This is a genomic window from Bacillus sp. MBGLi79 (genome assembly GCF_002953915.1).
This window is the reverse complement of the sequence record NZ_CP026521.1, coordinates 1,046,860-1,070,456: the sequence shown is the minus strand read 5'-3', so window position 1 is coordinate 1,070,456 and position 23,597 is coordinate 1,046,860. Positions and strand designations below refer to the sequence as shown.

Sequence of the window (23,597 nt, the reverse complement as noted above, 5' to 3'; positions counted from 1 at the left end):
TATAAAACTGTAACAAAAAAGACCTCTGTGCAGGACAAAGGTCTATTTCTCAAATTGGCTTTCATATAAGTTGCTGTAAAATCCTTTTTGCCGGATCAGATCATCATGGCTGCCCTTTTCAATCATTTCGCCGTCTTTCAGCACCACAATCTGATCCGCTCTTTGAATGGTGTTCAGCCTGTGGGCAATGATGACGCTTGTTCTTCCTTCCATTAAACGGGCAAGCGCTTCTTGAATGTTGACTTCCGTTACGGTATCAATGTTGCTTGTTGCTTCATCCAAAATGAGAAGAACCGGATCGGCAAGCACCGCCCGCGCTATAGAAATCAACTGTTTCTGTCCTTGACTGATGCCCGAGCCGTTTTGCGTCAGCACGGTGTCGTACCCTTTTGGCAGCCTTTCAATAAAACTATGGGCATTTGCTGTTTTTGCAGCTGCTTCTACTTCCTGATCAGAAGCATCAAGCCTGCCGTATCGAATATTTTCTCTGATCGTTCCTTGAAACAAAAACGAATCCTGAAGAACAAATCCCATGTTTTTTCTCAGGCTTGCTCTAGTAAGGGTTTTAATATCTGTACCGTCGATTAAAATTCTTCCTTCGTCAGGCTCGTAAAAACGGGCGAGTAGGTTGGTGACGGTCGTTTTTCCCGCCCCCGTCGGCCCGACAAACGCGATGGACTGCCCGGCAGGCACGGTAAACTGTAAATGCTTCAGTGTATGTCGCCCTTTATCGTAACCGAAGGACACATCCCGGAATTCAATGCTTCCTGTTTGGATAGGCTGATGCACGGCGTTCTTTTCATCCTCGCGCTCTTCTTTTTCATCAAGCACGTCAAATACCCGTTCAGCACCGGCAATTGCGGACAGCATCGTATTAAACTGGTTGGCCAGATCGTTTAAAGGACGTGTAAATTGTCTTGAATACTCGGCAAAGACGACGATTGAGCCGATCGAGATCCAGCCTTTCAGCGCGAACAGACCGCCGATTGCCGCAATCATTGTAAAGCTTAAGTTATTCAAAGAGTTCATGACTTTCGGGATAAACCCTGAAATCGTCTGCGCCCAAAAGCCCGACGTCTTGAGAGCAGCGTTTTTTTCGAGAAATTCAGCAGTAATCTGCTTCTCACGCGAATAGGCTTTAATGACTTTTGCGCCGGAAACAGATTCCTCAATATACCCATTCAGATCACCAAGATTTTTCTGCTGTTCTTTAAACAGCTTTCCCGTTCGGTTGGTGATCCATTTCAGGCTCGCTGCCATCACCGGAATAATGGTCAGCGTAATCAATGTAAGGAGCGGGCTCATGTACAGCATCACCGCAACGGTCCCGACAAAGGTGATCACGCTTGACAAAATTTGAATGACTGACGTATTTAAGGTAGAACTGACATTTTCGATGTCATTCGTCACCCGGCTCATCAGCTCGCCGTGCCGCTGTTTATCAAAAAACGGAATCGGCAGCTCATGCAGATGGGTGAACAATTCGCTTCTCATTCTGAAAACCGTGCCCTGCGAGATCGTAATCATCCAGTAGTTTTGAAACCAGAGCGACAGGGACTGAATGATATAGATAGCGAGCAGAAGAAGCAAAACAGGAATCAAGCCATTGACCGTTTTCCCAACGATAAAATGGTCAATGGCCTTTCCGATCACAAAGGGGCCAAGGAGCCCGAATATCGCGCTGATGACAACCATCAGCATGACAAGTACGAGAAGTCCTTTTCGTTCAGCCAAGTAAGACCAGATTCGTCTCAGTGTACCCTTTGTATCCTTTGCTTTCGCCCGCTTTTTCGCGCTTTCTTTTTTGTCAATTGGCAGTTTGGGATATTGGAAAGGCTTGCGGATGTCTTTTAGCATGACTCGCTCCCCTCCCTTCCGAATTGTGACTCGTAAATGCGCTTGTATAACTGAGATTCAGAAAGCAGCTCACTGTGAGTGCCTTTTTCAATCAGTTCGCCGTCCTCAAGCAGCAAAATCTGATCAGCTTTCATTGCTGTGGTCATTTTTTGTGTAATGATCAATGTTGTGCACTCGTATGTGCTGATTGCCTCAAGCAGCTTCGCTTCCGTTTGCAGATCAAGCGCGCTTGTGCTGTCATCCAAAAGAAGGATGGCCGGCTTTCGGATCAGCGCCCTAGCAATGGAAATCCGCTGTTTCTGACCGCCGGACAGGTTGACGCCTCTTTGCCCTAAAACTGTGTCATATCCATTTGGGAGCTTCAAAATCGTTTCATGAATTTGCGCGTGTTTGGCCGCATCCATTATTTCATCTAGTGAAGCATTATCTTTGCCCCAAGCGATATTTTCTTTGATTGTGCCTGAAAACAAGAGAACCTCCTGCGGTACATATCCAATTTGCCTGCGCAGCCCTTCAGCCGGAAAATCTTGAACCGGCTTTTCATCTATGTAAATGCGGCCTGCATCCGGCTGATAAAGCCTCGGAATGAGCTGAAAAAGCGTGGACTTGCCCGAGCCCGTCGCACCGAGAATCGCGATTGTTTCTCTTGGTTTTGCGGAAAATGAGACATTTCTGAGCGCTTCCCTGTCCATTTCAGGATAGCGGAAGGATACATGCTGAAACTCAATCCGTCCCGCCAAACGATCAGATATGATGCCCTCCTCCCGCTCGTCGCCTTCTGTTTCAAGCACCTCGCCGATTCTATCTCCTGAAGCCTTCGCCCGGGTGAAAATCATAATCAAAAACGGAAACATCGAAAGCGCGCCCGTAATTCGTGTGGCATAGTTGATAATCGCAACAACATCGCCGACCTGAGTGCTTCCGCTCGTGATACTGTAGGCCCCCGCCCACAAAATCAACAGGATGCAGAGGTTCATCAAAAGCATCAATACAGGCATCGTGAATTCCACAAGCTGAAAGGCAGAAACCGTTTTTTCCATCAGTCTTGTGTTGGCTTTGATAAATTTTTTGACCTCGTGGCTGCCGCGAAGCAGCGCTTTGATCAGCTTGATTGCGGTTAAGTTTTCCTGCATGATGGTGTTCACTTGATCCAGCCGTTTTTGCACTGAGCGGAACAGCGCCCCGCCTTTCTTTAATACCCATAGCAAAAACAAGATCAGGATCGGAATGGCCACAAGCAGAAAAAAGCCGAGCTTCGCATTAACGGCAAGCGACAGCACAATGCCGCCTGCAATCATTAAAGGAGCCCGCAGCATAAACCGCAAACTCATAAAAATCATATTTTGAACCTGTGTGACGTCGTTTGTCAGCCTTGTAATATAAGAAGAGGATGAAAACTGTCCAAATGTGGAATAGGAGAAGGACTGGATTTTTTGAAAAAGCCCTTTTCTCGTATCATAGGAAAAGCTTTGACTGACATGGGCGGCATAAAAGGAATTCAACATCCCCGCCGCAAAGGATAACACGGTCAGTCCGATCATGACCGCGCCCCATGTCCATACATGACGCAGGTCTTGCTTCAATATCCCATCGTCGATGATTTTCGCAATCAATAAAGGCTGCATCAGTTCAACCGCAAGCTCCGTCAGCATAAGAATCAGCGCAATTCCCGCCAGCAATGAATATGGTTTTAAAAACGCTAAAGCCTTTTGCATGTAAAAGCCTCCAAACCCCTTTTAGCAATATGTACTTTTTATTTTAATTGTTTATAGAACTTGATGAAAGAATTTTACTGTAATGATGTGTTATAAAAACATGAACAAAATCACCTTATCTTTTATTCGAGAGCTATTTACTGACTGATCTAAGTTCATTAAACACATATCGAGATAAGTTTAGCTCTAGAAAATTGAAGTGCTGGATGGACTTAGATAGATTAGGGAAGTTGCTGAAACCATAGGAATAATGAAAAGTATAAATATTAAAACGAAGATCTTTTTGCGAGGAATTAATCTGATGAAAATGTAGTGAAAAATTTCTTAAACCTAACTAAGACTCTAAATAGAGTGCATGATTAAGCACTCTATTTAGAATCTGTACATTTTAATTTACCGAATAAATACTAAAGCCACTCCATATCCCTTACTCTTGTCGAACTCTTTAATGACTCTCATGGCCTGCCACCCTTGTTTAGGAGATTCAGCTTTTGTTGCCATTCCGTCATTATGCGCTTGAATAAAGTCTCCAGCTTTTACTGTGCTGTCGCATTTGACATAAACCTGCCCTACAAGGCCCACAACATTCCACTCATCCCTCTCTTCCCTAGAGGCATAGTTCTTATCTGGCTTATAATCAGGATTTTCCATAGGCGCCATGACGATTTGGCCATTGGCATCTTTCTGTTTTTCATAAATATATCCGCCAAAATCATTTTTCAGGTATCTTCCAGACCACTGGAAGCTTGACTCACCAAGTATTACACCAGCTGTTTCAGAAATAACTCCAAGCATGAAGTCACCTTTTTTTGCGGGTCTAATTTTATCTCCCTCCAAAGTAACTAGGGTTCCTGTCGGAATTTTTTCACCGCTTAGACTCTCAAAATATTCAGCGTAATCCGAGAACGTTTGGGAACTTTTTATGCTTCCTGAAGCCTTAATTGTTCCATCTTTTGCATGAAATTCAATCTTTCTGTTTGATGAGGATGGTGTGCTCCCGCTTGCCCATCCTAGAGCAACTGAGTCTGAGTTCGGATTGATCGTATTATAAGAGGCTATTACAGAAGATTGGGCTGCTCCAGTTGCTCTGCTTCGAACAGATCCAGCTACAAAATTATTATTTCCAGTAGCATGGGAATCACGAGAGCCAATAACCCCGCTTCCTTTATGTTTAAACAAAAAGTACGGCGTCACGACGCCGCCAATCTTAAAATCTGTTTCGTAGCCTGAAAAGTCACAATTAGAAACATTAAGATCAGGGTCAACAGAAAAAATCCCAACTGTACCACTGTTATTTTTAGGCGATCTTTGCCCCCATACATTACTAACTACAGACTCGTACATACCGCTCCCAAAAACAACACCCTTTTCGGCTGAATCGATCAATGTCACACCATCAATCATTACCTTGCCGACAGAATTGTCGCCACCTACAATATAAAGATCATTATCAGCAGTTTTAAATCCTCTAATCGTTATATTCTTTAAATTGATTAGACGCCCTTTATAATACACGCTTACGACTGAATTTCCCTTATAGTTAATGGAGGAATCATCGCATATAGCATGAAAATTCACCACATTGACGCCATCGTAACCTGAAATTTGCAATGCATTCGGCCCTGCCCCTTTGTACAGATCACTCGGCTTAGGGTTATATGCGATACAGTTAGCCAGCTGAACGTCATGAGCTGATGCTGATTGAGGATCACTTGCTGTGTGGTGTCCTATATGCCGAATGCAAAAACTAATTGCATTTTCATAGGCACGGCAGTTCACAAGTTGAACTCTTTTTGCAGCCGGAGCATAATCATGAGCTTTAATTTCAAATCCTCGAACTCCTCCAATTGCGATGCAGCTATCAACCAATACATCCTGAGAGCCATCATCGATTTCAAAACAGTTTGTATTTGAAGACCCATCATTTAACCCCATCGGATGGTAAGAAAGACAATGACTGAAAGTCGTATGCTTTCCAAAGTGACATGTGAAATTATCATCGCCAGAGCCTGTTGCTTCGCAATATGAGAAGGTTACAAAGTTGCAGCCACCAGGCTGATAAAAGGTAGGATCATCATGTTCGCCGTGTCTGTTATAATTCGGGCTTGTAGCATCAAACCCGTGAAGGCCGGCATTTTTTGCAAAAACATGCTCTACAAAAGAGTAATCCACATTTGCAAAAAGCAAGCAGCTTGAAGTGGGCCCCTTAGGGATCTTCCATCCGGCAGGACGCGTATCTTTATTCCAGTCCAGTGTCAAATGTCCAATGTAGATATTTTCATTACCATTTGTATGATCACTATTGGTGAGTACAGAGTGACCAACTGGCGTATCGTCTAATAACTTGATGATGGTCCTTTTTTTACCCGCTCCAACCAGCATTGTATTCGAAGGAACGAGCAGGCCAGATACCCTAAATACGCCTGCAGGGACTTTTATGAGATAACCGCCTTCGGCCATCGCATCATGAAATGCTTGCGTATCATCTGTGACTCCGTCTCCTTTAGCTCCATAATCCATTACGTTTCGTTCATCAAGGTACTCAAATCTGTTCTCATACATTTTGAGTCTTTCATTTAAGTTTTCAAAAGTTGTTATTCCATCACTTAAAGCAATCCCAATTTTACTATCAATCGTTTCGAAATTCTCGGCAAGCTTGGAATCAATTTCAATACTTTCAGTGCTTTCAGGTTTGTAAAGACCTAAAAAAGTTGTATGATTTTCCATTTTTACTCCCCCTATTGGTTTCAGTTTTTAAGAAACATAACATCCCTTGCACTTATAAGTGGCAAACGTATGACAAACAAAAAAGCGCTGTCTTTAAACAGCGCACTGATCAAATAATTTCACCTATTTAGTATTTTTTCCACACGCTCCCGCATCTGCGGCACGCTCAATCCGATAATCACCTGAAACGCCTTCCCATTCCTGACGATGCCATGTGCGCCAAGCGCGCGGAATACGCTGTCGGGTTCAACCTTTGTTTCGTCCTTAACACTGACTCTGAGACGGGTTGCGCAGTTTGTGACTTCAGTGACGTTGTCTTTTCCGCCCAGCGCTTCAATATACAGAAAAGCAGTGTCATCCGCCGTTTCTGCAGCGGAGGCCGCCGTTTCATCCTTGTTTTTTCGTTCTCTGTATTCCTTTTTCGAATACAGCTTTGTTTCCTGCTGTTCATCCTTTTCCCGTCCTGGTGTAGCAATATTGAATTTGAGGATTAAAAATCTGAAGACGAAAAAATAAATAGCTGTAAACGAGAGCCCGATCAAAATTTGGTACACATATGTCATACCGTGGCTGCCAAAGAGCGGAATCCAGTTCAAGGTCACCGCTTCGATCAGTCCGCCCCCCATGTTTCCGACGACGCCGGCCATATACATAACTGTCGACATTGTGGCGGCAAGCACGGCGTGTACCGCAAATAAGAATGGTGAAATGAATAAGAAAGTAAATTCAATCGGCTCTGTAATCCCGGCGACAATCGCTGTCAGTGTGACAGGAATCAGCAGCCCTGCAACGAGTTTTTTCTTTTCCTTTTTGGCTGTCACATAAAAAGCAAGAGCGATACCCGGAATACCGAAGATTTTCGAGTTTCCGTGAAGCGCGAATCCGCCTTGCGGGAAAAGCTCCTTCAGCGGTTTGGCGCTTTGCGAATATTCGCCGAGATGCTGCGCCCAATACGTGACGATCCCGCCTTCCGCTACAGCCGGGCCGTAAATAAACGGCGTGTAAATAAAGTGATGAAGGCCGGTCGGTATTAAAATCCGTTCCAAAAACGTGTATATCCAAACGCCCACCGCCCCGGAAGCAACCAGGAAGCTTTGAAGCGAGCCAATTCCAGATTGAACCATCGGCCATATATAAGACACTGCCAGGGCAATCGGGATCATAATAAAGAAGGAAATCATCACGATATACGTTGAACCCTGAAAGATGCCGAGAAAATCGGGCAGTTTTTTATCAAAATAGCGGTTATGCAAAAAGACGACAATCGAAGAAATAAAGATGGCTCCGATAATGTTGGTATCGAGCGTTTTTATGCCCGCAATCATCGTTAATCCGCTCGTTCCGCCGACCTCTTGATTCATGTCGACGCCAAATGCTCCTCCCCATACCGTCAATATCGAGCTGACAAAATAATTGAAGGTTAGGTAAACAGTAAGCGCTTCCAAACAAGCGCGTGCCTGAGCTTTCTTCGCCAAAGCAACCGGGATGCCGATGGCGAATAAGAGCGGCATTTGGTTAAAGACAGTCCAGCCGCCCTGCTCAATGATATACCAGCACTGATACCAAAAACCGTCAGGATCGGCGAGCGATCCCATGAGGGTTTTATTTTTAAAGAGCGTGCTGATACCGACGATAATGCCGGCGAACGCGAATAATAAAACAGGCACAAACATCGCGCTTCCAAAGCGCTGAATTTTTTGCATCATACCAAAACCCCCTGCTACTCATTGTCATTTTTTTCTGCCTCTTTGTAATCAACATATGCGCGGAACAATGCTTCGCCAACGAGAAAAAACGGTGCAAAAGCGACAATTTCCGTTTTATCGCTTAATGTCACAGGTTTGCTTGTCGCATAAAGATTATGCGGAGTCAGCTGGGCGAGGACATTGTTTTTTAAATTCGTAATGGAAATAAAGGGAATGCCCTTTGCAGAAAGCATTCTTGCCTGAGGAATCAGCTCCGGTGTTTCTCCGGAAAGAGAAATGATGATAAACATATCGTTCACTTTAAAATCCCCGCGCATCAGATTAAATTCATTCGTGTCTTCAATCAAAATAAGATAGCGATGGCGCGGAATAAACATTCTTTGCAGGTCGCGGGCGCATATCTTTTGCGCATTTCCAGAACCATAGACGAAAATGCGGTCCGCTTCATCAATCAGCTGGCACATGTCCGTCATGTCCTTTGTCCGTAAGAACTTCAAATTTGCTTCAATATCATCAAGCAGCTTTTCAAAACTCATACTCTCGCCTTCTTCCGGCTGATCTTCCCACTTTAAAAAGACGCGAAATTCACTGTAGCCGCTGAAACCGAGCTTTTGGGCAAGTCGCAAAATTGAGGAACGCGATACACTGCAAGCTTTGGCCAGCGCGTCGATTCCAAGGTGATAGCATGTGTGCTTATGATTCAATATATATTTTAAAATATGAAAATCGTTGTCATTCAATTTGCTGTAGTGCTGATTGATCAGTTCTTCGAGCTGCATATCAGATCCCCCCATTTTCTTTCTATTATATACAATTACAGATTCGAAAATGGGGGAATTTCATTTATGATATGCGGATTGGGCTTTGATCAAGCTCAGGCCAGAAGTCTTTGTTGGCCTCCACTAAATCCTCAAGAATGAGTCTTGCCACACGCGCGTTCGGCACTGTTTTTGACAGGATCAGCGCCTGCCACAGCTTTTGGAACGATTTCTCCGCCCACGCTTCAACAGTCAGCTTCTCAACGGATACCTGCTGCTCCATGAGCCCTTTCTGGAATTGCGGAATGGTGCCAACGGTAATCGGTTCAGGTCCATTTGAGCCGACGATGCATGGCACCTCAACCATCGCAGTCGGGTCAAAGTTCGCAATTGCACCGTTATTTTCAACAATCAACAGCATTCTTTCACCTGTGTTGTAGGCAATCGCCCGGGCAAGATCAACGATATACGATGCGTGGTCATCGATTTTAATTTCGCTGTTTTCCGAGGACTGTTCACGTGTGATCATGTCACATTGGCTGAAAATAAAAGCTTCGCGCCCTTCCATGACTTCATTCGCCCGCGTATGATTCGGATTTGATTTTTTCACCATATCATCTGGGAACAAATAATATTGCAAATACGTATTCGGCAGTGTGTCAGGATCTGCAGCCTGCACGTCACGCGCTTTGGCGAACGTGTCATTCCAGCTTGCCTCCACAGCTTCAGCTTCTGTTTTCGGAATATAACCGTATTGAGATACATGCTCCTTCAGCTTCGGCATTAAATCGTTGCCCTCTTGATCCTGAATCGATGTCCACCAGCCGAAATGATTTAATCCGTAATAGCGGACCTTCATTTCTTTTCTTGAGGACAAGCCAAGAATTTGCGCCATCCGGTCTTCGATTCCAACAGGCATATCACAGATATTGAGAATTTTAGAATTCGGTCTAAGGCGTCTCGTAGCTTCAGCTACAATGGCCGCAGGGTTGGAATAATTGAGCATCCACGCATCAGGCGAGTATTTTTCCATGTAATCTAATATTTCAAGCACACCGCCAATCGAACGCATCCCGTACGCGATCCCGCCCGGCCCGCATGTCTCCTGGCCGACAACTCCGTACTTCAACGGAATTTGTTCATCCAGCGCGCGCATCGCGTATTTCCCTACCCGGATGTGCGCCATAACAAAATCGACATCTGTAAAAGCTTCTTCCGGGTCAGTCGTCGCTGCAAATTCAATATCCGGCGCTTTTTCTCTGATAAAAACGTCACAGGCGCCTGCAATGCGATCCTGTCTCTCTTTATCATTATCATACAGCTTCAGCTTTCTGATCGGAAACTCCTCCAAATGGTCCAAGAGCATGAGTACGATCCCTGGAGTGAAGGTGCTTCCTCCGCCCGCTATTACAATTGAGAATGATTTTTTCTTCATATGACGACCTCCTTGATAACGTTTACAATTTCATTTATACCATGGGAGAGCCCGTCCCGTAACACGTTTGGCGCACTTAGGTCATTTGATCAATTTTAGTGTTTTTTCCCATAGAGCGGGAAATTTCTCATTTACCTTCCGTCCGTAAGATTTGGTTTTTTTTCCTTTTTTGTAATCTTAAAGTCTCATCAACTGTGAATTTTAAGTGAATATACGCCCTTCCAGTTCTTATGAAAAGGTTCTTTTGTACGATTCGGATACATGCCGATTTATTTATAATCATTTATATAAAACATCCAATTGTGCGTGAATTTAGAAAAGGCAGGGGACAAAAGTTGGACTCATATAAAGTCATTGAGCTGGCAAACAAGTACAGTGCGGCCGCAGAAGAGGTCAGAAGCTCCAAAATGCTGCTTGAATCCCGGTTATCTGCAATGGGAGATGCTTGGCAGGGAAAAGCAAGAGATTCGTTTGACCAGGATTTCGAGGAAACGAAAGCCGCCTACGACCAATTTGAACAGGAGCTGCTTGAAACAAGCCAGGAGCTGAAGGCAGCCGCTGTCAAAATAGAAGAACGAAAAGCTGAAATTGCCAGAATGGAAGAACTGGAACGTAAAGCAAGAGAGGAAAGACTTAAACTCGGGAGGTGAACGGTGTGTCAGGAAATATTGCAGTTGATCCGGATAAGCTCGAACAGTTTGCAAATGATGTAGTCACTGAATTGACTGATATGGAAAACAAATATAAGGATCTGCATGTGGAGCTGGGGCAGATGATTTTGCAATGCGATCCCCGCTACAGCAGCTGTTTTTCCGGAGTGGGCGATGCGTGGAGCTCAGGAAAAGCGCTCGTCACCAAGCTGAGTGACAATGAGATTTTCATCAGAAAAACGGGCGATAAATTTGTGGAGCAAGATGATATTTTGCGAAAGCTCTACAATGCCTACGACAAATACGGCACGATGACAAGCTTAACCGCCCTTATGCTGACACAGGGAAAATATTATGGATTAGGACTTACGAAATTTGTGAAACAGCCAAGCGGCTTGCATACCGCCCAGCACTCAAAACTTCTATTGGATATTTCCAGGGCCGTTGACAGCTCCCGTTATCAAAAAGCGGCAAGAGTGCTTTTGAACCCTAAATATTTGTTAAAAAAGACAAACCGGCCATTTTCAGATTTGGTACATAAAAAGTTTACAAAATACTTCCCTCAGGACACGGTCGATTTTTCAAACAGCGTCAGAAGCTACACAAAAGGATTTCTTAATGAAGCCGGCGTACGCTCAACTTTGAAGGATGTCGGAAAAACGGGCTTAAAATTCGCGAAAGGAAATGCCATTACCGCCACACTGATTACCGGTGCGACCGAAACGTTCGGAGCGGGCTTGAAAATAGCTGAAAATTACGCGAAATACCAGGACAAACCGGAAATTCTCAAGCGTGAAAACGCCAAGGCCGTCGGGAATGCTGTGAATAACACCATTTTTATTGCGGGCGGAGCGACAGCTGGTGCTGTTGTAGGCGGTGCCGTAGGAAGTGTGTTAGGTCCTGTCGGCACCGTAGTCGGAGGCACAATTGGTTCGGCGGTAGGCGGATTTGTTGGGGAAAAAATCGCAAAATTCACATCAGTCTATGCTGAAAAAGCAGCGATAAAGCTGAAAGAGCCGATCCATGCTGTCGTTGATACAGCCAAAAAAGGGCTGGAATCAGCCGGCAAAGTCGTCAAATCAGTGAATGATGGCATAGATGCGGCGAATAAATCGATACATAAAGGGATAGACAGCGCGAAAAAAGGAATGGAAAAAGCAAAGAAAACAGCGGATTCGCTTATACACGGCGCAACCCATTTCCTTAAAGGGAAATTTTCATTTGGATAGGAGAATAAACAATGAAGCAGTTTACAATTAGCATAGAAGAACTCTTGTTTTGTTTTTACAGCGAAGGGTTTTTTGAACAGGGAATGGCCTTAAAACAAGCTTATTTTCCCGAAATAGAAGATGAACAGCTCGGCTCCTTATTTGAAGCTGCGTGCCGCTCACTCTTAGCCAAGGAGGCGGCGGAATATCGGAATCATCAATATCGGTTAAAGGACGAATACTGTCCGTTTATCCACGTGTTAAACGATGCGGACTATACAGTGAAGCTATCCAAATTTGATGAACAAGCCAAAGAACAGAATATATCCTGCCATGTTTCGAAGTTTGGCACTTACTCTCATGAATTGCTGTTTGATGAACAGGTACATAGAATCAAAAAAATGGATTCAACTAATGGAGTACTCTCTAAAACATACGAGTTTTTAAATGTAATAGATGCAGAAGATCATAAAGAATCAATGATCACCCTGACGTCAACTGAATTCGAATGGCTTCTGGAGGGCGCTTCAGACACTCCCGCATATCTGAAGGAATTTCTAGATAAACATGATCACCAAGAGGACGTGACCCGTTTTGTAAATGATCTGGCTTTGCGAAAAGGAAAAATGGATACGCTGATGCGGCTGGTTTATGACAAAGACAACTCGCCGGAAGTGGCTGATATGGCTTTCGTCCTGCCTGGCAGCCGTCATACTTGGCTGGTAACAGGCATTACTCAAAATGAATTTTCTATCGTAACAGCAAATAAAGATGTGATAAAAGGAATACTTTTTTGCTAAAGAGCGATAAAGGAGAATAGCAATTGAAAAACAATGAAGTAATTAAGGTCAAAAGCAGACTGTTTTTTAGAATATGGCTGTTCCTCGCTACAGGAGGCGCTTTTATTGCAGGAGTATGGCTGGTGTCTGAAGCTCTTACATTTGAATCTAAGTATGCCCTGCTTTATTTGGGCGGCGGATTAATGGCGATCGTTTATGGATTGATCACATTTTTTATGGCTTTTCCGGCGTTCACAAGCCGGGGAAATGTCATTTTCAGCGTAAAAACAGGGCCTGATGGCGAGATTTTCTCTAGAAAGCGCAGCGTGATGTTTTCTGAGGTAAAACGGATTTATATGGGACGGCATCATTACAGCTTGAAAGGGATCTTTTTTGAAGATATTATCATCGAGAAAACAGACGGAAAAGTCGTTCGCATCCCTACTTGGAACATTATCGCGAATCCATTGTTTTTTGAAGCGGTGGAACGCTATATCCTCCCTCATCTGAATGAAGAGGCGAAAAGCAACTGGATCAGCCAATTTACGGAGATTCAGCGCAGTGCGTATTTAAAGGAATTTGAAAATCATCCAAAGCTTTAACAGCTCTCCTCCTTTATAATGAAAGAGAAAAGCAACTTGAGGAGTGCACGTGATGCCGATTACCATTCTTTTATTTCTCACGGCGGGGCTTGCCGAAATAGGCGGCGGATATCTGATTTGGCTATGGCTGAGAGAGGCAAAGCCAGTCGGCTATGGGATCGCCGGAGCATTGATCTTGATTGTCTACGGCATTCTTCCGACATTCCAGTCCTTCCCTTCCTTCGGCCGTGTATACGCCGCTTATGGCGGGGTATTCATCGTGCTTGCGGTCCTGTGGGGATGGCTTGTTGACCGGAAAACACCTGATCTGTATGATTGGATCGGCGCATGCATTTGTCTCATCGGTGTCTGCGTCATCTTATTTGCGCCGCGCGGATAACAAAATGGCCTGCTTATGAAGCGGGCCATTTTTGTTTAATCCTCTTTTAAGCTTGTCAGCTGCACTTCATGCTCATCTTGCGGTTCGTCAAGCGGATAAATTCTTGCTGTTCCGTTTTCTTCATTCACGTGCTGAATGTAAATAGGAACACCGTTGTACGTTACTTTTTTCATATCGGGAGATTCTACAATTTCTTTCGCCCTTTGTATATTCATCGTAACACCCTCCTTCAATACATAATGTTTCCATTTCCTGAAGGAAGTATGCTTTATGATTCAGCGGACAAATTGAATTTTTTCAGGCGTTTGTAGAAAGTGCTTCGCGGGATCCCGCTGATTTTGGCGGCTTGAGAGACGTTTCCTTTTGCAGATTCAAGCGCTTTGATCATCATATCCTTTTGGATTTGCTCACGAAGTTTGAACACGCCGGCAGCAGCGGGCTGTTTTTCTGCAGTGCTGACCGGCAGTCCAGCGGCTTCCAGTAAAGCGGAAAGCGGCTCATCCCCAAGCCGGCCGTCCGGAAATCTGATGGAAAGACGTTCAAACACATTAAATAGCTCACGGATATTTCCCGGCCACTTCCAATGCTTCAGCACCTCACAAAAATCAGAAGGAAGTTCGCCTGGCCAATGATTCTTCTGTTTGTAGTACTCGAAGAGGTCCGGAATATCCTCGGGGCGATCGCGCAATGGAGGAAGTTCAATTGGATAGACATGAAGGCGGTAAAACAAGTCCTCTCTGATTTTTCCGCTTTCGGCAAGCTCGCGTAAATCACAATGTGTGGCGGCAATGACTCTGATATCAACCGGAATTTCTTTTGCCCCGCCGATTGGCGTAATCTTGCGTTCCTGAAGCACGCGTAAAAGCGCAACCTGCATCGAGTGGGAGATTTCTCCGATCTCATCTAAAAATAAGGTGCCTTGATTCGCTTTTTGAAAGGCGCCTTTATAGCCATTTCGCTTCGCTCCCGTAAAAGCGCCTTCCGCATAGCCGAACAGTTCGCTTTCAATCAAATCAGACGGAATCGCTCCGCAATTGACAGCAACAAACGGACCGTGCCGTCTCTCACTGTTCTCATGAAGCGCGCGAGCCGCGACCTCCTTCCCCGTACCCGTTTCACCCGACAAACAGACCGTTGCATCCGTCGCAGCTGCTCGTTCAAGGTGCATCAGCATCGCTTGCGATCGGCCGCTTTGCCCGATCACTCCATTGAATCGAAACGCCTTCTTTTTCTTTTGTTCCGAAAGATAAAAACAAGTGCCGCCATCTCCTATGGTGACAGCTTTTTCGATTGAATAGCCCCGCTCCTTCAACTCGTACAGATGCCGGCCCTGCCAATCCGGCATTGAGGTTCGAATCGGCATGCTCGCACTGATGATGTGCTGCTTGGTATTACAGAGCACCATCGGCACACTGGATGCAGCTCTCTCCCCAAAACGGCTGATCAGCTCCAGCTCTTTCTCACGGCTTTTAGCTGCGAGTTCCCGTTCAGCGGCATAGGCAATCGCCGTGGCAATACCAAGCATATGAGGATGCGCGCCTGCCGCCGGGCATGATATGTCAATTACACCCGCAAGGCTGCCATCCTCATGGTGAATCGGAGCGGCTGAACAGTTCCAAAGATGGGAAGCGATAGAGTAATGCTCTGATCCTTGTATTGCAACCGGCTCGCTGATGTGGAGCGCCGTGCCAATCGCATTTGTTCCGACAGCCGTTTCTGTCCAGCATGCCCCTTCGACGAAATTGATGCGTTTGGCTTCATAGAGCGCGCGGGGATGGCCGTCCAATGCCAGTACAACACCATCTGAATCAATTAACAGCGCCATCATTTCCATTTCTTTTATGGCAGGCAGCAGTTTTTCGAGGTAAGGCTTTGCGGTCGTCAGGAAGAATGAATGCTTTTTTGACTGCTGATCCAGCTCCGTTTGCTGTAAAACCCTCGGGCCTTTTTCTAAATAAGGATTGACCTCAGCTTTTTTGCAGCGATGCCATGACTCGGCGATCCGTTTTCTTATTCGCGCTTCGTCAAGCACACCGTCTTTCACAAAACGTTTCCAGGTTTGCAAATCGTTTGGGACCGAATTCATTTCCTTGATCGCTCCTCCCTTACACGCCGTTTTCATCTATTGTAGGGGAAAAATAAAGCGCTTTCAACAATAAAAAAGCAGGCGCCTTATATCCATGCGCCTGCTTTTCCTCTTATTATGCATGTACTGCAAGCCCGATCGTGCTTAGCAGCGCCTCGTGCAATGTTTCCGATAAAGTGGGATGGGCGGCGATAAAATGCTCCGCCATATCTGCCGTCATCTCACCATTCATGATCGCTGCCGCCTGGCCGATAAGCTCGGTTACATCCGGACCAATCATCGAAACACCTACGATTTCGCCGAATTCCGGTTCAGCTATGATTTTGACCTTTCCTTCCGCTTGCTGTTTAATGAGCGCCTTTCCGTTTGCAGAAAAAGGAAATTCGCCAATCTTCACATCCCCGTATACGCTTCTTGCCTGTCGTTCTGTCATTCCGATACACGCGATTTCCGGGGACGTGTAGATGCAGCGCGGCACATGTTTCTCATTGATTTTGACATCCCTTCCAGAAGCATGAGAAGCAGCAATGATGCCCTCATGGAATGCGGCATGTGCCAGCTGAATGCCTCCTATTGCATCTCCGCACGCGTAAATATGAGGCACGTTCGTCTGCATGTGCCCATTCACCGGAATGCCTGTTGGAGAAAAATCAACTCCCGCCTGCTCCAGCTGTAATCCGTCAAGACGGGGTTTTCTGCCGATCGCCACCAGTATATAATCGGCCTTCGTTTTAAACTCACGCTGGCCGCTTTTCCATATTGCCGTTTTCGCTGTTTGATCCACCCGCTCTAACCTGGATGAAATATGCACTTCAACACCGTCTTCCTCAAGCTTTTCTTGAAAGAGACGGGCGATATCTTCATCTTCAGCAGGGACCAGCTGTCCCGCTGTTTCAATGATGGTCACCTTCGATCCCAATCTGGCAAACAGCCCTGCATACTCACACCCGATGACACCGCCGCCGACAATGACAAGTGAAGACGGAATCTCGGAAAGAGAAAGCGCGTCTTTGCTGTCGATGATCCATTCGCCGTCAAAAGGAGCGAACGGCAGCTCGATTGGCTCTGATCCTGAGGCAATCAATACTTGGTCCGCCTCTCTGATTTCTTTTCCGTTTTGTCCTTCGATCAAAAGCTTTCTTTCAGAAAGAAAGGAGGCTGTTCCCTTTACAACCTGTATTTGATTTTTCTTCATTAGGTACTGAACGCCTTGAACAAGCTGTCTGACAACCTGCTGTTTGCGGTTTTGCATTTTACTCCAATCGACTGATATCGCACCTGCGGGGAGTTCGATTCCAAAGCTGCCGGCATGCTTGATTTTATCAAGAACATTTGCGCTTTCTAGCAAAGACTTTGTCGGGATGCAGCCTTCATTCAGGCAGGTCCCCCCAAGCTTGCCTTTGTCAATGAGCAGCACGTTTCTGCCCTGCTGAGCCGCGGAGACCGCAGCCGCATAGCCTGCAGGTCCGCCGCCGATAGTGGCTAATGTCATGTCGTTTTCACCTGCTTTTCCTATAAAATTAATGCTGCGGGTTCTTCCAAATATGTTTTAACCGCCTTCAGGAATGCAGCGGCTGGGGCGCCGTCACACGCTCTGTGATCAAATGTCAGGCTGAGCGGCAGGATCGTGCTTCTGACGATCTCCTCCCCTTGGTACACCGGTGTGTCATAGCTTGCTCCGATGCCGAGAATGCCTGCTTCAGGCGGATTTAATATCGGTGTGAAATGCTCAACTCCAAAAGCGCCAAGGTTTGTAATGGAGAAGGTTGAGCCTTGCAGCTCGTCGCTTCCCGCACGTCCCTCACGTGCTTTTTTGGCATTTTCTGAGATGGATTGAGCCAGTTCAATCAGCGATTGCTTTTCAGCATGACGGATGACAGGCACCACTAAGCCATTTTCCAAGGCTACAGCCATACCAAGGTGCACATGAGGATGTGTGATGATGCGCTCATTTTGATAAAAGCTGTTCAGCACAGGGTGAGCTTGCAGTGCGAGAACGGCGGCTCTTGAGACAAAATGAGTGATTGTCAGTTTTGTGCCGTACCGTTCTTCCGCAGCTGGTGAAAGCTGTTTTTGAAGAGTGGCAAGCTTAGTGATATCAGCCTTCATCGTAATCGTCAGCTGTGCGCTGTTTGCCAAGCTTTCCTGCATTCGGGCAGCGATGACTTTTCTCATGCCTGTCACCGGGGTTTCCTGCGCTTTCTGATCAGAAACAGGTTTTGCCTGAGCTTTTTTCTGTTCAGCCAGCGCCTTTGTCACGTCATCCTTCACGATTCTTCCGCCTGGTCCGGTGCCTTTCAGCTGTTTCAGGTCTAACCCCGCTTTTTCCGCTATTTTTCTCGCAACTGGAGATATTTTCAATCGATCTTTTTTGGAGGCTGCGGGTTTGTTTTCTTGTTTGACGGGCTGGACGGCTTGCGGCACGCTGTCTTCAGCAGCAGGCCTGCTTGCCTCTTCCTGCACCGACTCATTGGCGTCCCCGATGTAGCAGATTGCAGTGCCGGGCGGAACCTCTTCACCCTCTTTCACTTTGATGTCGATCAGCGTTCCTTTTTCAGGCGCTTCGATCTCCATTTCAATTTTCTCCGATTGAATGCTGGCAATGCTTTCTCCCTTTTCAACCGGATCGCCTACTTTTTTATTCCATATCGATACTTCCCCTTGTTTCATCGCCATTCCTAATTTTGGCATCACTACTTTTACTGCCATTTGTGTCCCCCCTTTAGTTCATTGCCGGCTCGCCAAGCAATTCAAGCGTGACGCTGACAATTTTATCTGGTGTCGGCAAATATTGATCTTCAAGCACCGGTGAAAACGGCACTGGTGTATGCGGTGCTGTAATCCGTTTAATCGGCGCATCAAGCAAATCAAAGCCTTTGTCTGCGACAATCGCTGCAATATCCGTGGCAATGCTGCATCGCGGATTGGCTTCATCAATGATGATCAGCCGGTTTGTTTTTTCCAACGATGTGAAAATCGCATCCTCATCAAGAGGAGACAGACTGCGGGGATCAAGCACCTCAGCTTCGATGCCTCTCTCAGAAAGCTGTGCAGCTGCTTCAAGCGCGGTATTGACCTGCTTGCCGACTGCAAAGAGCGTGACATCATTGCCTTCGCGTTTGATGTCGGCCTTTCCGAGCGGAATTGTATAATAATCTTCCGGCACCTCGCCCTTCATGTTGTAGGACGTTTTGTCTTCAAAGAAGAACACCGGATCATTATCTTCTATTGCTGCAAGCAGCAGACCTTTGGCATCATACGGACTGGATGGAACAACCGTCTTCAGTCCCGGGATGCTCGTGAAAAGGCCATACAGCGCTTGTGAATGCTGGGCAGCGGCCCGAAATCCCGCTCCGTATGTGGTGCGGACGGTAATCGGCACTTGCGCTTTACCGCCGAACATATAGCGGAATTTCGCCCCTTGGTTGATCACCTGGTCAAAGCATGTGCCGATAAAGTCATTAAACATTAATTCTGCAATCGGTCTCAGCCCGGTTGATGCCGCAGCCATAGCCGCACCCATGTAGCCCGCTTCAGAAATCGGTGTGTCCAGCACTCTTGTGCGCCCGAATTCCTGTACGAGCCCCTTTGTGACTCCTAATACACCGCCCCATGCTTCATCATCCTGCAAATGATCAACAGCCGCTCCGCCGGCAACATCCTCACCGATCAAAAGTACATTTTCATCTCTTCTCATCGCAAGCTTCATTGCTTCATTGATCGCGTCTGACATGCTTATGACTCTCGCCATCTCTTACATTCCTCCTTTTTCATATGACACGTACACATCTGTCAGCAGCTCCGAATCTTTTGGATATGGGCTGTCTTCGCTGAACGAGACGGCTTTTTCAATCGATTCGCTGACACGCTGTTCAATGTCTGACAGCTTATTAGCATCTGTTTCTTTTAATAGGTAGTTTTTAAAGCCTTGAATGGCATCTTTTTCTTCAAGGTGCTCAACTCTTTCATCCTTCGTTTTATAGGTCTGGGCATCCCCTTCGAAATGGCCGTAGTTTCTGTAGGTCATACATTCAATCAAAGACGGGCCTCCGCCGTTTCTTGCTCTTTCTATCGCTTCCTCGGCTGCCTGATAAACTGCTAAAATATCTTTCCCGTCAACTGTCACCCCCGGCATGTTATAAGCAGCCGCCCGATCGGCGATTGAATCACAGGCTGATGCGTACTCAAATGGGGTAGCTTCCCCATAGCCGTTGTTTTCAGCAACAAACACGACAGGAAGGTTCCATACAGCCGCTAGATTCAGCCCTTCGTGGAAGGTGCCTTGGTTATTTGCCCCGTCTCCAAAAAAGCAAACGCTTACATTTTTAGTCTGTTTATATTTAGCCGTGAGCGCTGATCCGCACGCGAGCGTAAATCCGCCTCCGACGATTCCATTTGCCCCTAACATGCCTTTATTAAGATCCGCAATGTGCATAGAACCGCCCTTGCCTTTGCACAATCCGGTCGCTTTCCCGAAAATTTCCGCCATCATGCCATCCAGATCACAGCCTTTGGCGATACAATGTCCATGTCCCCTGTGTGTGCTTGTAATGCTGTCGCCATCATGTAAATGAGCGCACACCCCAACAGCCACGGCTTCCTCACCGGCATATAAATGAACGAATCCGGGAAGCACTCCCTGGGCGAACAGGTCATGCACTTTGTCTTCAAAGCCCCTGATCTCCAGCATCTTTTGGTACATCCACAGCGCTTTTTCCTCAGTTAATGACAAGCCTTCACGTTTTAACAATTCCATTTTGTGCGCCTCCTTCTATTTAGGGTTCACGATTATAAAAGCAAGAAGTGTGCCAGTATTTAAAGCCCGTCAAATCAGCCTTTTCATTTTTACACTGGAGACAGTTTGAGACGGGTGTCTCGTTTTGTCTCAAACTGATCCATTTGTCTCGTTTTACAGCATACAAAAAAGACCGGGCATCACCCGGTCTTTGACAATGATCGACGTATTTATTTCCTTGGAAATGATGTTAACTTCCTAGTTCCTCTGCATCGTTTGATTGAATAGCTGCTTTTGAAAGAAAATCAATTGAATATTTGACATATCCGATACCGCCGTCCCCGTCCTTCTGCATACAGTCTATCGTGCCGTTTGAGTATGTATATCCCTTTTCATTAAGCGTTTTTCTGACCGTTTCCGCCATCTTTGCGGCATCTGTTTTTGATAACCCGCTGGCGTCTAACTGAATCGTCATGCTCATAGGCGCTTTTTCAGCCAGCTGTTTGTTCCATTTTGTATCTAACGTGAACTGTCCGTTTTCGATACTCAAAGCAGCATCAGCTTTTATTAGTCGAGGAACTGCTTTTTTCAGATCTGCTTCGATTGCCTTCGATGCTTCTTCATTTACATGTTTTGCTACTGATTCGGTATACGCTTCTTCAATTCCATCGCACGTTACGTTGGGATGCAAAAATCCCTTCGTACACATTGGGTAGTGATGAGATTGAGAGGTTGCTTCGAATACATATTCAGACGTTTTAGCGTTATATATCCCATTCGTGATCTTGATTTCTTTCTTCGGATAGGTTTGTTTCACATAAGAGACTAGCTTCTGTTCTGCAGCATTTTTCGAAAATGGATCACCGAACCATATATGATAGATATATAGTCCGCATCCGAATAACGCAATGGCAAGCAAGCCAAATACAAGTTTTTTCATGTTCACACTCTTTTCTGCATATATGCGCTATAGTTCATGCTTTTCTTCAACAGCCCGGTTCAATGCTTGAAGCATATAGCCAATGCCTTTGTACGATGACAGCGGCCAGCTGATATGCTGGTGCTCTCCGATGACGGCGTTGAGAACGTTTCGATATTTTTTCCCGCCAAGCATGACTAGCTCTTCAATATCAGAAAAGCCCTTTTCGTAAAATTGGCGGCCCAGCTCCTCCGCTGTCATGATTTCCGGATGACCGGTGCCAAAAGTGACATCGTAATTTTTCGATACGATATCATCAGGGCGAAGAAAGCCGTGCTTCGCCGACAAAATCACCCACTCATCGAAAAATGCTTTCGCATACCGCTCGCACGCCTGATGAAACGGGCTGAGATAAGCGTCCGCCGCTCTTACCGGCCCGGCATCAGGCTGGACATCCCAGATTTTTTTCTTGCCGCAGGGGATGATGCATAGCCGTTTCATGTTTCTCTCCCCCTTTATGAGATATCTCCACTAAATGTACCATTATTTTCTTATTCCTGCATGACTAAACAATACATGCGAGAAAAGACAGGCTGAGTAAAAGCTGCGTACAAAAAAGACCCGGAAATCGGAATTGTTTATTTTACCGAACATCCAGGTTTATTTTAGTCAAGAATGGTGTGAAAATCCCTTTATTTTGTTAGCCTTTTTTGAATCAAGCACTGCTGTTACTCTATCCCATCAAGATACTTTCTCTCAAAGTCGTCGAGCAATGCACGCACTTCATCTGTTGACTTTGTGTTCATGCATTGATTTCTTAATTCACTTGCTCCTCGGAACCCGCGAAGGTAAATCTTGAAAAAGCGAGGAAGAGGTTTGTACGGACGTGCTTCTAATGCTGAATACTTATCATGGAGATCCAGATGCAGCCTTAAGAGATTAAGCAATTCCTTGCTGCTATGCTCTTTCGGCTCCTTTTCAAAAGCGAAAGGATTCGTAAAAATACCGCGCCCTATCATAATGCCATCAACACCGTATTGTTCAGCAAGTTTCAAGCCAGTTTGACGGTCAGGAATATCCCCGTTTATTGTCAAGAGTGTATCTGGTGCCACCTCGTCACGAAGTTTCTTAATCTCCGGGATGAGCTCCCAATGCGCATCCACTTTGCTCATTTCTGCTCTTGTACGCAAATGAATAGAAAGATTGGCAATATCCTGCTTCAAAATGTGTGTCAGCCACTCGCGCCATTCGTCTACATCCGTGAAACCAAGTCTTGTTTTTACGCTTACAGGCAACCCCCCCGCTTTTGCTGCTTGTATTAACTCTGCTGCAACTTCCGGCCGGCGGATAAGACCGCTTCCCTTACCGTTCTGTGTCACATTAGGCACAGGACAGCCCATATTGATATCTAGGCCTTTAAATCCTAACTCTGCCATGCCAATACTCATTTTACGAAAGTTTTCAGGCTTATCTCCCCATATATGGGCCACCATTGGCTGTTCATCCTCTGTAAAAGTCAAACGGCCGCGTACGCTATCCTTCCCATCCGGGTGGCAATAGCTCTCTGAGTTTGTGAACTCTGTAAAAAATACATCCGGTCTGCCTGCTTCACTTACTACATGCCGGAAAACAACATCTGTCACATCTTCCATTGGTGCCAATACAAAAAATGGCCGTGGTAATTCACGCCAGAAATTATCTGTCATCATACATTCAAATCCTTTCATGATGGGATACAGTCAAACCTTTATCCCAAAATTAAAAACTGACCATGCTTCTTTTTACACTTATAGCATGCGAAAGCATTTCTTATCAAACTATAGTAAATGTTGAACATTTCACTTTTACACGATCAAAAGTGAAACAGCAAACTGAAATAGAATAGATAAGATAGAACACCTTAATTGGGTTAACGTAATGGAGTGTCGCTATAATTATCCCCATATAGTTCATCAACTCCTGAACCTTATAATCGGTTCGAAAGAGACAAAAGTGTGATGATTTTCTCCACCTATTTTTTATATCTAGATTGTGGTTTATT

The 23,597-nt window shown here is 45.7% G+C and carries 20 protein-coding genes; 5 read left to right on the top strand and 15 right to left on the bottom strand.

From position 1 onward, the window contains the following. Nucleotides 1–42: 42 nt before the first annotated feature. The 6 genes from C1T29_RS05305 to glvA form a co-directional block, all read right to left on the bottom strand. Complete coding sequence (locus C1T29_RS05305; RefSeq protein ID WP_071581280.1) at nt 43–1,857, bottom strand: ABC transporter ATP-binding protein; 1,815 nt, start codon at nt 1,855–1,857, stop codon at nt 43–45. Beyond that, nucleotides 1,851–3,572, bottom strand: coding sequence for an ABC transporter ATP-binding protein (locus C1T29_RS05300; protein WP_071581279.1), 1,722 nt, complete (start codon nt 3,570–3,572; stop codon nt 1,851–1,853). Before C1T29_RS05300 ends, C1T29_RS05305 begins: the two co-directional genes overlap by 7 nt. 393 nt (nt 3,573–3,965) lie before the next feature. Beyond that, on the bottom strand, nt 3,966–6,299 hold the full coding sequence (locus C1T29_RS05295) for a peptidase G2 autoproteolytic cleavage domain-containing protein (protein ID WP_071581278.1): 2,334 nt from the start codon (nt 6,297–6,299) through the stop codon (nt 3,966–3,968). Between the two features lie 119 nt (nt 6,300–6,418). Next, a complete protein-coding gene (malP, locus tag C1T29_RS05290; protein ID WP_014663235.1) occupies nt 6,419–8,005 on the bottom strand; it encodes a PTS maltose transporter subunit IIBC in 1,587 nt (528 codons plus the stop codon). 14 nt (nt 8,006–8,019) lie between these two features. Continuing rightward, the gene (gene glvR, locus C1T29_RS05285) at nt 8,020–8,784 is read right to left on the bottom strand and encodes a MurR/RpiR family transcriptional regulator GlvR (protein ID WP_071581277.1); all 765 of its coding nucleotides are present in this window, start codon (nt 8,782–8,784) and stop codon (nt 8,020–8,022) included. A gap of 64 nt (nt 8,785–8,848) precedes the next feature. After that, nucleotides 8,849–10,198 (bottom strand): maltose-6'-phosphate glucosidase, encoded by a 1,350-nt coding sequence (gene glvA, locus C1T29_RS05280; RefSeq protein ID WP_071581276.1) that lies wholly within the window; start codon nt 10,196–10,198, stop codon nt 8,849–8,851. Between the two features lie 335 nt (nt 10,199–10,533). On the opposite strand from glvA, the gene C1T29_RS05275 reads away from it, so the two are divergent. The 5 genes from C1T29_RS05275 to C1T29_RS05255 are packed head-to-tail and all read left to right on the top strand — an operon-like array spanning nt 10,534 to nt 13,816. Continuing rightward, nucleotides 10,534–10,848 (top strand): WXG100 family type VII secretion target, encoded by a 315-nt coding sequence (locus tag C1T29_RS05275; RefSeq protein WP_029317469.1) that lies wholly within the window; start codon nt 10,534–10,536, stop codon nt 10,846–10,848. A gap of 5 nt (nt 10,849–10,853) precedes the next feature. Beyond that, nucleotides 10,854–12,077 (top strand): hypothetical protein, encoded by a 1,224-nt coding sequence (locus tag C1T29_RS05270; protein ID WP_103750000.1) that lies wholly within the window; start codon nt 10,854–10,856, stop codon nt 12,075–12,077. Nucleotides 12,078–12,088: 11 nt separating this feature from the next. Further along, nucleotides 12,089–12,856 (top strand): hypothetical protein, encoded by a 768-nt coding sequence (locus C1T29_RS05265; RefSeq protein ID WP_014663230.1) that lies wholly within the window; start codon nt 12,089–12,091, stop codon nt 12,854–12,856. A 23-nt stretch (nt 12,857–12,879) separates the two neighbouring features. After that, on the top strand, nt 12,880–13,437 hold the full coding sequence (locus tag C1T29_RS05260) for a YfjD family protein (RefSeq protein ID WP_044052593.1): 558 nt from the start codon (nt 12,880–12,882) through the stop codon (nt 13,435–13,437). Nucleotides 13,438–13,486: 49 nt separating this feature from the next. Next, a complete protein-coding gene (locus C1T29_RS05255; protein ID WP_083252904.1) occupies nt 13,487–13,816 on the top strand; it encodes a YnfA family protein in 330 nt (109 codons plus the stop codon). 35 nt (nt 13,817–13,851) lie between these two features. On the opposite strand, the gene C1T29_RS05250 is transcribed toward C1T29_RS05255, so the two are convergent. The 9 genes from C1T29_RS05250 to C1T29_RS05210 all read right to left on the bottom strand — a co-directional run bounded on the left by C1T29_RS05250 (nt 13,852) and on the right by C1T29_RS05210 (nt 23,262). Continuing rightward, the gene (locus C1T29_RS05250; protein WP_014663227.1) at nt 13,852–14,031 is read right to left on the bottom strand and encodes a small acid-soluble spore protein H; all 180 of its coding nucleotides are present in this window, start codon (nt 14,029–14,031) and stop codon (nt 13,852–13,854) included. A gap of 53 nt (nt 14,032–14,084) precedes the next feature. After that, entirely contained in the window at nt 14,085–15,902 is a 1,818-nt protein-coding gene (gene acoR, locus C1T29_RS05245) for an acetoin dehydrogenase operon transcriptional activator AcoR (protein ID WP_071581274.1), read from the bottom strand. 115 nt (nt 15,903–16,017) lie between these two features. After that, complete coding sequence (gene acoL / locus C1T29_RS05240) at nt 16,018–17,394, bottom strand: acetoin dehydrogenase complex dihydrolipoyl dehydrogenase (RefSeq protein WP_208945635.1); 1,377 nt, start codon at nt 17,392–17,394, stop codon at nt 16,018–16,020. Nucleotides 17,395–17,414: 20 nt separating this feature from the next. Next, nucleotides 17,415–18,611, bottom strand: a complete 1,197-nt coding sequence (gene acoC / locus C1T29_RS05235; protein ID WP_103750001.1) for an acetoin dehydrogenase complex dihydrolipoyllysine-residue acetyltransferase — start codon at nt 18,609–18,611, stop codon at nt 17,415–17,417. Nucleotides 18,612–18,624: 13 nt separating this feature from the next. Further along, a complete protein-coding gene (acoB, locus tag C1T29_RS05230; RefSeq protein ID WP_014663223.1) occupies nt 18,625–19,653 on the bottom strand; it encodes an acetoin:2,6-dichlorophenolindophenol oxidoreductase subunit beta in 1,029 nt (342 codons plus the stop codon). A gap of 3 nt (nt 19,654–19,656) precedes the next feature. Beyond that, nucleotides 19,657–20,658: an acetoin:2,6-dichlorophenolindophenol oxidoreductase subunit alpha gene (gene acoA, locus C1T29_RS05225; RefSeq protein ID WP_014663222.1), complete on the bottom strand. Its 1,002-nt coding sequence runs from the start codon at nt 20,656–20,658 to the stop codon at nt 19,657–19,659. A 229-nt stretch (nt 20,659–20,887) separates the two neighbouring features. Beyond that, on the bottom strand, nt 20,888–21,577 hold the full coding sequence (locus tag C1T29_RS05220) for a YfjL-like protein (protein WP_103750002.1): 690 nt from the start codon (nt 21,575–21,577) through the stop codon (nt 20,888–20,890). A 27-nt stretch (nt 21,578–21,604) separates the two neighbouring features. Next, on the bottom strand, nt 21,605–22,057 hold the full coding sequence (locus C1T29_RS05215; protein ID WP_103750003.1) for a DUF6884 domain-containing protein: 453 nt from the start codon (nt 22,055–22,057) through the stop codon (nt 21,605–21,607). 227 nt (nt 22,058–22,284) lie between these two features. Beyond that, nucleotides 22,285–23,262, bottom strand: coding sequence for a tRNA dihydrouridine synthase (locus tag C1T29_RS05210; protein WP_103750089.1), 978 nt, complete (start codon nt 23,260–23,262; stop codon nt 22,285–22,287). Between the last annotated feature and the right edge of the window lie 335 nt (nt 23,263–23,597).